Here is a 13839-nt window from a genome sequence, read left to right on the forward strand (position 1 = left end):
AGGGCTTTCGAATACTAGGTTAAGCGTATGGCAAATTTAAAAGAAATTCGCGCCAAAGTCGCTAGTATCAAGAGCACGCAAAAGATTACTCGCGCGATGCAAATGGTAGCAGCGTCTAAGATGCGTCGTGCGCAAGAGCGCATGGCTCTAGGCCGTCCGTATGCCGAAAATATGCACCGTGTAATTGCTCATTTGGTACAAGCGAATCCTGAATATAAACACCGTTATATGGTTGAACGCCCTGTCAAACGCGTTGGCTATATTATTGTGTCTTCAGATCGTGGCCTTGCTGGTGGTTTGAACATTAACTTGTTCAAGAAAGTGGTGAAACACGTTCAACAGCAACAAGAGCAGTCAATTGAAGTTCAATTTGCTTTGATTGGTCAAAAAGCGGTTTCGTTTTTTAAAAACTACGGCGGTAAAGTGCTGGGTGCAACCACCAATTTAGGTGACGCGCCAAGCCTTGAACAGTTAACTGGTTCTGTACAGGTGATGTTAGATGCTTTCGATAAAGGCGAGTTAGATCGTATTTATCTAGTATCAAACGGCTTTGTCAATGCCATGACTCAAAACCAAAAAATCGAACAATTGGTTCCATTGGCGCAAGCTGATGAAACACAAGACCTTAACCGCCAATACGGTTGGGATTACTTGTATGAACCAGAAGCTGAAGAGCTTTTAAATGGTTTATTGGTTCGTTACATCGAGTCTATGGTGTATCAAGGTGTGATTGAAAACATCGCTTGTGAACAATCTGCACGTATGGTGGCAATGAAAGCTGCAACCGACAACGCAGGTGACTTGATCAAGAGCCTACAACTTATTTATAACAAGCTGCGTCAAGCCGCGATTACTCAGGAAATTTCTGAGATCGTTGGTGGTGCCGCTGCCGTTTAACATTATTTTGAATTGAGGAGACAGCAATGAGTAGCGGTCGTATCATTCAGATCATCGGCGCGGTTATCGACGTCGAGTTTGAACGTAACAGCGTTCCTAAGATCTATGACGCTCTCCACGTTGATGGCACTGAAACTACATTAGAAGTTCAGCAACAACTTGGTGATGGCGTAGTTCGTACTATTGCGATGGGTTCAACCGAAGGCCTTAAACGTGGTCTTAACGTAACGAGCACGAATGCACCAATTTCTGTACCAGTTGGTACAGCAACACTTGGTCGTATCATGGACGTTTTGGGTCGCCCAATTGATGAAGCTGGTCCAGTTGCAACTGAAGCGCGTTTGCCGATTCACCGTCAAGCACCTTCTTATGCTGAACAAGCTGCATCTACTGACCTTTTAGAAACTGGTATTAAAGTCATTGACTTACTTTGCCCGTTTGCTAAAGGTGGTAAAGTTGGTTTATTCGGTGGTGCCGGTGTTGGTAAAACCGTAAACATGATGGAATTGATCAACAACATCGCGAAAGCTCACTCAGGTTTATCTGTGTTTGCTGGTGTTGGTGAGCGTACGCGTGAAGGTAACGACTTCTATCACGAAATGAAAGATTCTAACGTTCTAGACAAAGTAGCAATGGTCTACGGTCAGATGAACGAGCCACCGGGTAACCGTTTACGCGTAGCGTTAACTGGTTTGACCATGGCTGAATATTTCCGTGATGAGAAAGACGAAAATGGTAAAGGCCGTGACGTATTGTTGTTCGTTGACAACATTTACCGTTACACATTGGCGGGTACTGAAGTATCTGCATTGTTAGGTCGTATGCCATCTGCAGTAGGTTATCAGCCTACACTTGCAGAGGAAATGGGTGTTCTTCAAGAGCGTATTACGTCAACTAAATCTGGTTCGATCACCTCGATCCAAGCGGTTTACGTACCTGCCGATGACTTAACAGATCCATCGCCTGCAACTACATTTGCTCACTTAGATGCAACTGTTGTATTGAGCCGTGACATCGCGTCGAGTGGTATTTATCCAGCGATCGATCCACTTGACTCAACTTCACGTCAGTTAGACCCATTGGTTGTTGGTGCTGAGCATTACGAAATTGCTCGTTCAGTTCAAAACGTTCTTCAACGTTATAAAGAATTGAAAGACATTATCGCAATTCTTGGTATGGACGAGCTTGCAGAAGAAGATAAGTTGACTGTTTACCGTGCGCGTAAAATCCAACGTTTCTTCTCTCAACCGTTCCACGTAGCTGAAGTGTTTACTGGTGCGCCTGGTAAACTTGTACCGCTTAAAGAAACAATTCGTGGCTTTAAAGGTCTTTTAGCTGGTGAATTCGACCACATTCCAGAACAAGCGTTCTATATGGTTGGTGGTATTGACGAAGTTATTGCTAAAGCTGAGAAACTTTAATTAGTTACCTAATTTAGGAGATTCTCATGTCTACAATGCAATGTGATGTTGTCAGTGTAAAGGAGTCTTTGTACTCTGGCGCTGTAACAATGCTAATCGCAAAAGGTGCAGGTGGTGAACTGGGTATTATGCCGGGTCATGCACCACTTGTAACTTTACTCAAGCCGGGCGCAATTCGCGTTCTGCTTGCAGATGGTACAGAAGAGTTAATCTATGTATCTGGTGGTGTTCTAGAAGTTCAACCGCATGTTGTGACCGTTCTTGCAGATACTGCAGTTCGTGCTGACAACTTAGATGAAGCGGCAATTATTGAAGCACGTAAAAATGCTGAAAACTTGCTAGCGAATCAAAAAAGCGATTTGGATGCTGCTGCTGCTTTGGCTGCACTTGCAGAAACTGCTGCTCAGTTGGAAACCATCCGCAAAATCAAGAACCGCGCACAATAAGTGTAGGTTTAAGATTGAAAAGCCACTCGAAAGAGTGGCTTTTTTTATGTGCGCTATTTGGGTTTATTGCAGAAAGACGCACTATAGTATATATATTGGCCGTATATCGTCTAAATGATAGATTTTGAGGTTTCTGTTGAACATAACAATCAAAGCAGTAAAAAAACATCCAAACTTTATACCAATGAAAATTATTGCAACTGGCAGTGCATTACCAAAAAATAAACTCACAGCTGTTGAATTAGATCAAAAATTAAATAAGCCAGAGGGTTATTCTTTTCAGCGTTCAGGTATCGAATATCGTTATCATGCCGATTTGCACTTAAGCCAAGCCGATCTTGCTGTTCAAGCCCTGAATGATGCCTTAACCCGAAATAATATTTTACCGGAATCGATTGATTTACTCATTTGTGCATCTGCTATTCCCATTCAAGCTTTGCCTTATAGTGCCGCACATATTATTCATGCCAGTTCCTTGCCGAAACATACCGCAGGCATGGACATTAATGTTAGTTGCGTAAGTTTCTTAACCGCTTTACATACCGCCGCGTGTTTGGTCAATATGAACAGTTATCGGCGCGTGGCGATTGTATCTGCCGAATTGGCATCACGCGGTTTAGACTGGAATGACGAAGAATCTTCGATGCTTTTTGGCGATGGTGCAGCTTGTGCCATTATTGAACAAGGTAATGGCAAAAGCGGGATTTTATCTTATGCGTTGGAAACCCATCCTGAAGGACTTGAGTTATGCCAAATTCGCGCAGGTGGAACGCGGCGTAATTTAAGATCGGGTATGAACGACAGCGACTTTTTATTTCAGATGCAAAGCAAACCATTATTTAAATTAGCAGCGTCGTTAATTGAGCCTTTTTTTACCAAACTGATGAGCTCGGCAGGGTTGAGTTTAGCGCAAATTAAAACCGTGATTCCGCATCAAGCCAGTCATTTGTCGTTAGAACATATGCGCAGACGACTGATGATTCCTGAAGAAGCCTTTATTAATATTTATCGTTATCGCGGCAATCAAATTGCAGCTTCAATTCCTTCTGCGTTGCATGAAGCGGTCATTAGTCAGCAATTGAAGCCTGAGCAACCTTGTATGTTGATTGGTACAGCCGCAGGTTTAACCTTTGCCGGCATGGTTATTTTGCCATGAAATTTTTAGTGACTGGCGCAACCAGTGGTTTAGGCCGAAATGCCGTAGAATGGTTGCTTAGCCAAGGCTATGTTGTGCATGCAACTGGTCGCAATGAAACGGTAGGGCAGGCACTTAAGGCTTTAGGTGCAACCTTTACCGCTTTAGATTTAACCGTTGCTTCAGACAATGATTATCAAAAACTCTTAACCGATTGCGATATTGTTTGGCATTGTGCGGCGTTATCTTCTCCGTGGGGGAGTTCTCAACAATTTCATCACATCAACACAGTGGTCACCACAAAACTTGCCTTTTGGACGGCACAGTTGGGTACAAAACGTTTTATTCATGTTTCTACACCATCGATTTATTTTGACTTTCAGCATCATCACGACATTCCAGAAAGCTTTTTAGCGCAGCCTTTTGCCAATGACTATGCCAAAACGAAATATGCCGCAGAATGTGCTATTCAAAAGTTAGTGCCAAACTTTCCTGCCACTACGTTTATTATTTTGCGTCCCAGAGGGATTTTTGGCCCACACGATAACGTGATTATTCCGCGCATTTTGGCACAAATCCGCAGTAAAAAAGGCAAATTACATTTGCCGCGTGGCGGGCAAGCTGTATGTGATTTGACCTTTGTTTTAAATGTGGTGCATGCGTTATTTTTAGCATCGACCCAAAACAATTTAGCGTCAGGCGAAAGTTTTAACATTACCAATCAACAACCGATACAATTGGCAAGCATCTTAAACCGACTGCTAAAAGAGCAATTAAAACTGCATTATCAAATTCAAGCTGTGCCATATTTAGTTTTAGATCGTATCGCAGCAATGCAAGAATTGATCGCAAAATTTACCCACAAAGAGCCGCAATTGACCCGTTATAGCATCGGTGCTTTGCATTTTGATATGACGCTCAGCCAAGATGCTGCTATTCATCGCTTAGGATATCGACCCATCTATAAATTAGATGAAGCCATTCAAATGACCGCTACATGGTTTAAACAACAGGATGCATTCTTCAATGGCTAAATTAACGACTTTTGAAGTGGGATACTGTACCCATCCACTATGTATGGTGCAGCAAGGTGCAGGGTTGAAAGCCTGTAAATTTCCCGCTAAGGCATGGTTAATTGAGGTGAATGATCAAAAATGGCTATGGGATACCGGCTATGCCGAACATTTCCATGCAGCCACGCGGTCGGGATTGTTTCAGTTGTATCGAAAAATGACTCCGGTGACTTTTAATGCTTACGAATCCATACAGCAGCAATTAAGTCGAATCGGTATTGAACACCATCAAATCAATCATGTGATCATTTCGCACTTTCATGCCGACCATATTGCAGGGCTAGCAGATTTCCGAGCCAGCCAGTTTATTTGTTCAAAGCAAGCTTGGAGTAAAACAAAAAAATTACGTGGAATCAAAGCATTAAAACGTGCTTTTATTCCAGCGTTAATTCCAAATAATTTTGAGCAGCGTGTAGAGTTTATCGAAAATTTTGAATTTTGCACTTTGCCTGAAGTTTTATTGCCGTTTACACACGGCTATGCGCTGCCTAATAGCGAGCAACAGGTTTTTTTGGTTGATTTGCCCGGGCATGCGGCAGGGCATATCGGTGCATTTGTGCAAACCGAACAAGGCTGGGTGTTGTTGGCAAGTGATGCTGCATGGACCAAAGAAAATTACCAAAACCTTAAAAAACCATCTCGGCTTGCCTATGTAATTATGGATGATGCCAAAGCTTATGATCAAACCTTAAATAAATTGCATCAATTGTCTAAAAATGACCAAGTGAAAATTTATTTAAGCCACGAGGGCAGCCAATGAAACGCTTAAAAACCCTTTGGTATTATTGGACAAGCACAAAACGAAAATTTAAAAGCCGTGACGCGTTAGAGCAGTTTCAACAGCAACAGTTTTCCAAATTTAAAACCCAAGTATTAAGCCAAAGTCCTTATTTTCGTCAATTTCTGCATATACCGCTGGCCGAATGGCCACGCATGGATAAGCCATTAATGATGCAGCATTTTGATGCAATGAATACGGCGGGACTTAAAAAAGACCGCTTATTCCGCTGTGCTTTAGACAGCGAACGCTCAAAAGATTTTAGTTCGAAGGTGGGAAAGTATAGTGTCGGATTGTCATCGGGTACATCGGGACAACGGGGATTATTTGTGGTCAGCCCTGAAGAACAACAATTGTGGGCGGGCAGTATTTTGGCCAAGTTACTTCCAAACGGACTGTTTGCCAAAGAGCGAATAGCACTATTTTTACGTGCCGATAATCATCTTTATCAAAGTGTGAATAGTCATTGGCTGAGCTTAAATTTTTTTGGTTTATTTGAAAATTTTCAACAACAGTTGACTAAACTGAGTGCCTATCAGCCCACCATTATTGTGGCACCCGCCCAAGTGTTAACGGCAATGGCTAAAGAAAAATTAGCCGGAAGATTAAATATTTCACCTAAAAAAGTCATTTCAGCGGCTGAAGTTTTAGATGCGCAAGACCGTGCAATATTAGCGCAAGCGTTTGATCAGATTGGTGAAGTTTATCAAGCCACAGAAGGTTTTTTAGCAGCAACGTGTGCGCATGGAACTTTGCACTTAAATGAAGAAAGTTTGATTGTTGAAGCCGAATGGCTGGATGAACATCGGTTTGTTCCCATTATTACCGATTTTAGTCGCAAAACTCAGCCGATTGTCCGGTATCGTTTAGATGATATTTTGCTTCGAGATCCGACCCCTTGTTTGTGTGGCAGTCACAGTATGGCGATTGCTGCAATTGAAGGTCGTCAGGACGATCAAATTCTACTTAAAGATGCATCAGGCAAAGAAATGACAATTTTTGCAGATTATTGTAGTCGCATTATTGCTCAAACCTTGCCTTTAGACAGCGATTATAGGCTGATTCAAAAAGAACAAAATGTATTTGAACTGATTGCCTGTTGTGAGCGAGCAGCGTTAATGGCGTGTACCGAAAACTTAAGCCAATACTTTAAAACTCAAGGTGCAAATATTGCAAACTTAAGTTGGAAAATCACAAGCGTCTCAGACATTCCAGTCGACTTTACCCTAAAAAGACGCAGAATTATCCGACAACGGTGGACATGTGAATAAGCGGAGTTATCGCCTAATTCATCTGTTGATTGGATGGGGCACGGTTGGGTTCATTTATCAGTTTAATTCGCTGTTACAGGCCAAAGCCACGCTATTGCATCCGTCCAAAATAGATCAACTTATTCCATTTACGCCCTATGCTATTTGGCCGTATTTGTCTTTTTTTATCATTATTCCAGTGTCTTTTTTATCTGCACCATTGCATCGGGTGCGTTGGATGGCAGTCTGTTTTATGCTGACCAGTCTGATTGCAGGCAGCATCTATTTGTTTTTTCCAACCAGTATGCTCAGTGCTGCACCGATTGGAAGCTCAATTCACGCACAATTGCTGGGTGCGCTGATGTCCGTCGATACCGAAAATAATTGCTTACCTTCCTTGCATGTGGCATTAACCTTGATTGTTGTTCTTGGATATATTAATCAAAAACAAAAGGTCAAATCTATATTAATGGCGCTGTGGGGCGGTGTGATTTGCCTTTCTGTACTTTTTTTAAAAAGACATTTATTCTTAGATTTAGTTTCAGGCGCATGTCTAGCCACTGTGGTTGGGGCCGGTGTTTACTATGGCTTAAAGCGCATGAACTATGCAGCGCCATTGAATCGCCACGGAGGGAGATGAGTATGCAGCTTGCAGCCCCATTGATGATCTTGCTTGTTCTTATTCTTTTAGAAGCGTTTATTTTACAGCGTGTTAAAAAACAACAGGTGAATTGGCAAGATATCATTTTTAACCTGAATTCTGGGCATATTGTGCTGTGGCTGTTTCGTGGCCTAGAAATCATCTGCTTTAACTTCGTTTACACCCACTTTAGTTTAGATTTATTTCAAAACCTGCCTGTTGTCATCATATGGATTTTTGCGATTTTTGCATGGGATTTGGGCTTTTATTGGCTACATCGATTACACCATAAAATACCGTTATTTTGGGCGGTGCATGTGGTTCATCATCAAGGGGAGCACTTTAATTTATCCTTGGCGATGCGTAATTCGTGGTATTCATCGCTGACCTCCATTCCGTTTTTTATGTTTATGGCCATTTTAGGTGTGCCGACCTATATGTTTGTGGTGGTGTCGATGTTGCATTATTCGGTGCAATTTTTTAACCATAATGCCGTTACGCCAAAACTTGGCTTTTTAGAAAAAATCTTGGTGACGCCTGCGCATCATCGTATTCATCATGTCAAAGATAAGTTTTATTCGAACCATAATTTTGGGGGCACCTTCATTTTTTGGGATAAACTTTTTGGTAGTTTTCAAGCGGCATTGCCCCAAAAGCCATTTTGTTATGGTTCCTATGGTGTAGCCTCAAGCAATCCTTTTCTTGCCAACAATATTCCATTTTTTCAACTGTTTAAGCTTCCATTTCGCACACCAAAATTGAATGAAAAATATCGCCTGTCGGATGTGCATTTTAGTACAGGTGGTTTTTTATTATTCACATTAACCATTTGTTATATCTATACTTATGGTTATGGCTATAACAATGTCGGCGTGCAGCAATATGCGTTGTTTAGTTATTTAGTGCTTGGAACCATCGCCTTGGGCGCAATTGCAGAAGGGCGCATTTGGGGTATCTACAGTTGGTTTCTTTTAACGTGTTCAGCGGTGTTTGTTTTTCTTGGCATGTGGTCATGGTCGCAGTGGTATTGGCAGCTCTTTTTGTGTTTAGCCGCAGCACATGGACTGATGACGTTGATCAAATGGCTGATATTATCGAAGAAAATCCATGAAATCGTCTAATACCTTAGCACCTTTACGTTACTTAACTGAACAAGATGCCGCGTTTCATAAGGCGTTAATACAACAGGCACGATGTTATTTAGAAGGCAAAAAAGACCATCGATATGCCAATCAAAGTATATTTATTAAAAATGCACTCGTACTGACGTTGTGTGTGCTGTGCTATGTGTTGAGTTTAAATCAGCACAGTATTTGGTTATTTTCCCTTTTTTACTTTGGCTTTATGTGCTCAGCAATGTTTTTAAATATTAATGTGTTACATGATGCAAGCCATAATGCCTTTTTTAAATCACGCCGATTAAACTGGTTGGCGTGTCGGCTAGTAACTTTGCCACTTGGCATTGATGCCGATTATTGGCGTGTGCGTCATGTTGATTATCACCATTTTTATCCAAACATTGAACACTACGATTTAGACTCAGAGGAAAATGGCGTCATTCGGCAAATGCCTTTTCAAAAATGGTATCCGCATATGCGCTATCAGTATTATTACTGGCCTGTGGTGGCAGCGTTATCGTTACCTTATATTGCATGGATTTTTGATTGGTCAGATCGTTTAGATAAAACCCCACTCGCAGAAAGAAAAATTTTAGCCAATTTAGAAGGTTGGCTGATCTTTTTATCGAGCAAAGTTTTACATTTTGTGGTGGTTTTAATTGTTCCAATGCTCTTTTTGACGCAAAATATTTCTTGGGGCGCTATTTTTGCAATTTATTTTGTCTCACAAATGGTCGCATCTTTAGGCGTGGTGTTCTTATTGCTTGGCACACATTGGGCAGAAACAGAATTTTACCAAGCGCCAGTCGATGGCAAAATGCCACAGGGCTGGTATGCACATAACTTTGCCACTGCCTGTGATTGGCAGCCGTCTATTTCAGCCCTGAATGGTTTATTTGGTGGGCTCAATTTGCATTTGACCCATCATCTTTTCCCGAATTGGAATCATCGGCATTATGCTGAATTAGCCAAAATTGTGGCACAGCTTGCCCAAGAACACGGATATGACTATCGCTGTATTGGTTATAAAGAACTGTTAAAAGAGCAAAAGACGTTCCTGACGCGAATGGGGCAAAAACCGTAAACCGTCTTGATTGATAGCCTTCTTAGATTGCTATGTCATTGAAATTTATATACCTACCAAATTCCAACCTGCTGTGCCGTATGTTAGTTAAACAGAAGGACGTTTAGGAAAAGCGATCCCTCATGATACAAAACAACAAGGAGCATAGAAGATGGGAAGTACAATGAAAGCGGCTGTGGTCACCGCATTTAATCAGCCTTTAGAAATTAAACAAGTTGAAATTCCCAAAGTCACTGCGGGAAAAGTATTGGTTAAAATGTTGGCGACCGGTGTTTGCCATACCGACTTACATGCCATGCATGGCGATTGGCCGATTAAACCAACGGTTCCATTCATTCCAGGCCATGAAGGTGTGGGCGAGGTGGTTGAAATTGGCGCAGGCATTACCCATTTAAAAGTCGGCGATAAAGTCGGTGTACCATGGCTATATTCAGCATGTGGTCATTGCGACCATTGCTATGCCGGCTGGGAAACTTTATGTAAAGAACAACAAAACTCTGGCTATTCGGTGAATGGCAGTTTTGCTGAATATTGCCTTGCCGATGGTGAATATGTTGGTGTGATTCCTGAAGGGGTTGATCTACTCGAAATTGCACCGATTTTATGTGCAGGCGTAACTGTGTACAAAGGCCTGAAAATGACCGAAGCCAAAACTGGCGATTGGGTTGCAATTTCGGGCATTGGTGGTTTAGGGCATGTTGCGATTCAATATGCGAAAACCATGGGCTTTAATGTTGTCGCAATTGATGTCGATGATTCAAAAACTGATTTAGCTTTAAAACTAGGTGCAGATGTTGCCATTAATGCACTGAAAAGCAATGTGAAAGAAGAAGTCTTAAAAGCCACTGGCGATGGTTGCCATGGGGTATTGGTCACAGCGGTATCACCAAAAGCCTTTGAACAAGCGGTGTCGATTGTGCGCCGTGGCGGAACCATGGTGTTAAATGGTTTGCCACCGGGTAAATTTGATTTGTCAATTTTTGATATGGTACTTGATGGCATTACCGTGCGTGGTTCAATTGTGGGTACTCGTTTAGACTTAAAAGAAGCCTTAGATATTGCAGCACGAGGTAAAGTGACCGCACATATTAGCGTTGAACCACTTGAAAATATTAATGATATTTTTGAGCGTATGGAACACGGTAAAATTGATGGGCGTATCGTCATTGATTTACGTCTTTAGTGAATATATAAAAAAGAGGGTGATTTCACCCTCTTTTTTTATTCGCAAAAAAATGACGAATATCCATTGGTATTGCTAATTTGTTCAAATTATTTGGCTAATTCAGTTTCTATTGCCGCTAAAATTTCAGGATGATCTGCCGTCATATCTGGAGCAAAACGCGCAACCACTTCACCTTGTTTATTCACCAAAAATTTCTCAAAATTCCATAATACTTCAGGTGGTTCATTTGGGGTTAAACCATAATCGACCAAATCTTTCCACCATGGCCCTTCACCAATACGAGTAGGTTGTGCCGCGATTAAAGCTTGATACAACGGATGCTTATCTTCACCTGCCACCGAAATTTTAGCAAAAAGTGGAAAATGTACATCGTACGTTAAAGAACAAAAGTCTTGGATTTCTTGTTCAGAACCAGGCTCTTGCTCTAAAAAGTTATTGGCAGGGAAGCCCAAAATTTCTAAACCTTGTGCTTTTTTTGCCTGATACAGTTTTTCTAAACCTTCATATTGTGGTGTTAAACCACATTTAGAGGCGACATTCACAATAAGAAGCACTTTGCCTTGATATTGTTCAAGATCAACCATTTGACCTTGAATGTTTTTGACTGGAATGTGGTAAACCGAGTTACTCATGCTGATGCCTAAAAAATAAAAAGATGATTTTACTTGTAAAAAGATTTAGGAAAAAATACAAGCGAATTTTGTAAAAGTTAAAAAAATCAGACAGATTGACGTAGTTTTTGTGGCGTTTGTCCTGTGTAGCGTTTAAAAAACTCAATAAAACTGGAACTATGTCGATACCCTAGTTGGTACGCAATCGATTTAATCGGATTCCCTTGCTGTAGTTGCGCGATTGCTTCAATAATTTTGGCACGGTTACGCCATTCAGAAATTGGCAATTGCAATTCTTGTTGACTTAAGCGCAGGATTTGTCGTTCGCTTAACGCAAATGCAGCTAGAATTTGTGATGTCGACTCTTTAAAGCGTTCAGGTTGCCGTAATTGTTGCAGAATCATCTGTAAGTCGGGATGCATGGTTTGCGGCAAATAATGATCATAACTTTGTGCAGTTTTTAACTGATCAAAGACCACATGTAAAAGATGATCATATGCTAAATCTTTGTGTGATTTATGCGTTAGGACTTCATGCATTAACGACTGAAAAAATGGTGAAATACTTAATGTTTTGGGCTGAGTATAAAGCTGCTGACAAAGTAGCGGGTGAATACGAATACAAATAAAATGAGTATCGTGTTGGTCTATGGCAAGACAACTATGTGCTGTATGCGGTGGCAGCCAAAGGCCATAATTAGGTGGGGCAAAAAACTGTTTATCACCGACTTGTAATTGCAACATGCCATCTAGACTAAAATTAAAATCGCCCCACAAACAAGCATGTGAGGCAATTGAATCATCAGGCTGGAACAAAAACTCATAGACTTCAATTGCATTCGAAATAGAATCAAATGTCGATGAAAAATGGTTGATTTGCATGCCATGACTCACAGGATGTCAAAGTTAAAATTTGCATCCTATTTTTAGCATAAATATTAGCGTAAGCACATGTTTATGTATTTGAACAAGGTTTAGGGTTGTTTAATCCGCGTGCCAAGGTAAATAAGCAGATAATTGCTAATACAATAAAACTGAGTACGCCATAAAGCAGGGTGCTTTCATTAAAGTGATCAACTACCATGCCACCAAATAATGAGCCAACGGCAATCATGACTTGGAATAAAGACACAAATAGGGGCATCCCTTTTTCGACTGCATGTGGTGCATGCAGGAACATCCAAATATTTCCTGCGGTAGGGAATGCACCAAAGGCAAAGCCCCATAATGCAGTTAAAATAAATGCACCAAAGGTATGGGTTGCAAGTAATGGAAAACCTAAAAAGACCACTGCGAAACATAGCCCAATAAATGCAAGGGTATAACGAATATTTAAGTTGCCGCTATAGCCTGAAAAAGCATTTCCAACAATTCCTGCTACACCATATAGAAGCAGTAATGTGCTGATGGTGGATGGATGAAAGCCTGCAACGTGTTTAAAAAATGGAGCAAGGTAACTGTAAGCACAAAAATGGGCTAAGCCAATTAGCAGTACAATAATAATCCCAATTCGTGCTTTTTTAACGCGTAATAGAGCGGGTAAATCTTTGAGCTGAATGGCAGACTCAGGAATAAGTTTGGGTAAGCAAAAAATTTGAATGACGAAAACAAGAGCGCCAATTATGGCAGTAACTCCAAAGGCACTACGCCAGCCATAGAGTGAGCTAAGCCATGTACCAATTGGCACACCTAATACACTTGCAAAAGTAACCCCTGCCATGACAATTGCGGTGGCTTTGGCAATGGGTAAATGGGCAGGCGCGAGTTTGCCACTCAGTGCAATGGCTGTTGCCCAAAATCCACCAACCGCAATGCCTAAAATCAGTCGACTGAACAATAACAGATAAAAATGATGCGAGAAGGCAGTAAGTGCGTTTGCAATGACCATAATTGCTGTTAGCAGCATTAAGACATAACGGCGATCTAAATTTTTCACGCCTACAGAAAGTAAGGATGCAGACAGCGCTGCGGCAATGCCAGGTAAAGTAATTACAAGTCCTGCGGTACCTGTCGAAATGTTTAGGTCGGTTGCAATATCATTGAGTACACCAACAGGCAGAAATTCGCTAGTGACCAGTGCAAATGCGGCAATAGTGACGGCTAAAAGCGCAAACCAACTGCCTTCACGAGAAACAGAATGAGATTCGGATAAAGACGGATGTTCCATCGAAATAACCTTATGAAAATAATCGGAGGAAAGG

The 13839-nt window shown here is 41.4% G+C and carries 14 protein-coding genes; 11 read left to right on the plus strand and 3 right to left on the minus strand.

The features are described from left to right. Positions 1-27 precede the first annotated feature (27 nt). The 11 genes from atpG to adhP all read left to right on the plus strand — a co-directional run bounded on the left by atpG (position 28) and on the right by adhP (position 11025). Positions 28-897 carry a F0F1 ATP synthase subunit gamma gene (gene atpG / locus FXN70_RS03650; protein WP_324646134.1) on the plus strand — a complete coding sequence of 290 codons (870 nt, stop codon included), beginning with the start codon at positions 28-30 and terminating at the stop codon, positions 895-897. Positions 898-923: 26 nt separating this feature from the next. Continuing rightward, on the plus strand, positions 924-2318 hold the full coding sequence (atpD, locus tag FXN70_RS03655; RefSeq protein WP_324625388.1) for a F0F1 ATP synthase subunit beta: 1395 nt from the start codon (positions 924-926) through the stop codon (positions 2316-2318). Positions 2319-2344: 26 nt separating this feature from the next. Further along, a complete protein-coding gene (locus FXN70_RS03660) occupies positions 2345-2764 on the plus strand; it encodes a F0F1 ATP synthase subunit epsilon (RefSeq protein ID WP_324625387.1) in 420 nt (139 codons plus the stop codon). A gap of 184 nt (positions 2765-2948) precedes the next feature. Continuing rightward, entirely contained in the window at positions 2949-3920 is a 972-nt protein-coding gene (locus FXN70_RS03665; protein WP_324646135.1) for a 3-oxoacyl-[acyl-carrier-protein] synthase III C-terminal domain-containing protein, read from the plus strand. Next, positions 3917-4933, plus strand: a complete 1017-nt coding sequence (locus tag FXN70_RS03670; RefSeq protein ID WP_324646136.1) for an NAD(P)-dependent oxidoreductase — start codon at positions 3917-3919, stop codon at positions 4931-4933. The genes FXN70_RS03665 and FXN70_RS03670 overlap by 4 nt, the downstream gene beginning before the upstream one ends. Continuing rightward, the gene (locus FXN70_RS03675; RefSeq protein WP_324646137.1) at positions 4926-5732 is read left to right on the plus strand and encodes an MBL fold metallo-hydrolase; all 807 of its coding nucleotides are present in this window, start codon (positions 4926-4928) and stop codon (positions 5730-5732) included. The genes FXN70_RS03670 and FXN70_RS03675 overlap by 8 nt, the downstream gene beginning before the upstream one ends. Next, positions 5729-7021: a F390 synthetase-related protein gene (locus FXN70_RS03680; protein ID WP_324646138.1), complete on the plus strand. Its 1293-nt coding sequence runs from the start codon at positions 5729-5731 to the stop codon at positions 7019-7021. The genes FXN70_RS03675 and FXN70_RS03680 overlap by 4 nt, the downstream gene beginning before the upstream one ends. Next, positions 7014-7640, plus strand: a complete 627-nt coding sequence (locus tag FXN70_RS03685) for a phosphatase PAP2 family protein (RefSeq protein ID WP_324646139.1) — start codon at positions 7014-7016, stop codon at positions 7638-7640. The genes FXN70_RS03680 and FXN70_RS03685 overlap by 8 nt, the downstream gene beginning before the upstream one ends. 2 nt (positions 7641-7642) lie before the next feature. Further along, a complete protein-coding gene (locus FXN70_RS03690; protein ID WP_324646140.1) occupies positions 7643-8761 on the plus strand; it encodes a sterol desaturase family protein in 1119 nt (372 codons plus the stop codon). After that, positions 8748-9842 (plus strand): acyl-CoA desaturase, encoded by a 1095-nt coding sequence (locus FXN70_RS03695; RefSeq protein WP_324646141.1) that lies wholly within the window; start codon positions 8748-8750, stop codon positions 9840-9842. Before FXN70_RS03690 ends, FXN70_RS03695 begins: the two co-directional genes overlap by 14 nt. Before the next feature lie 151 nt (positions 9843-9993). Next, entirely contained in the window at positions 9994-11025 is a 1032-nt protein-coding gene (gene adhP, locus FXN70_RS03700) for an alcohol dehydrogenase AdhP (RefSeq protein ID WP_324646142.1), read from the plus strand. Positions 11026-11114: 89 nt separating this feature from the next. Here adhP and FXN70_RS03705 read toward each other — a convergent pair whose 3' ends face one another. The 3 genes from FXN70_RS03705 to FXN70_RS03715 form a co-directional block, all read right to left on the minus strand. Next, on the minus strand, positions 11115-11660 hold the full coding sequence (locus FXN70_RS03705; protein ID WP_324646143.1) for a glutathione peroxidase: 546 nt from the start codon (positions 11658-11660) through the stop codon (positions 11115-11117). 86 nt (positions 11661-11746) lie between these two features. Further along, the gene (locus tag FXN70_RS03710) at positions 11747-12520 is read right to left on the minus strand and encodes a helix-turn-helix transcriptional regulator (RefSeq protein WP_324646144.1); all 774 of its coding nucleotides are present in this window, start codon (positions 12518-12520) and stop codon (positions 11747-11749) included. 73 nt (positions 12521-12593) lie between these two features. Then, entirely contained in the window at positions 12594-13805 is a 1212-nt protein-coding gene (locus tag FXN70_RS03715; protein WP_324646145.1) for an MFS transporter, read from the minus strand. Positions 13806-13839 lie beyond the last annotated feature (34 nt).

It is taken from the genome of Acinetobacter sp. MD2, assembly GCF_035615575.1.
GTDB lineage: Bacteria > Pseudomonadota > Gammaproteobacteria > Pseudomonadales > Moraxellaceae > Acinetobacter.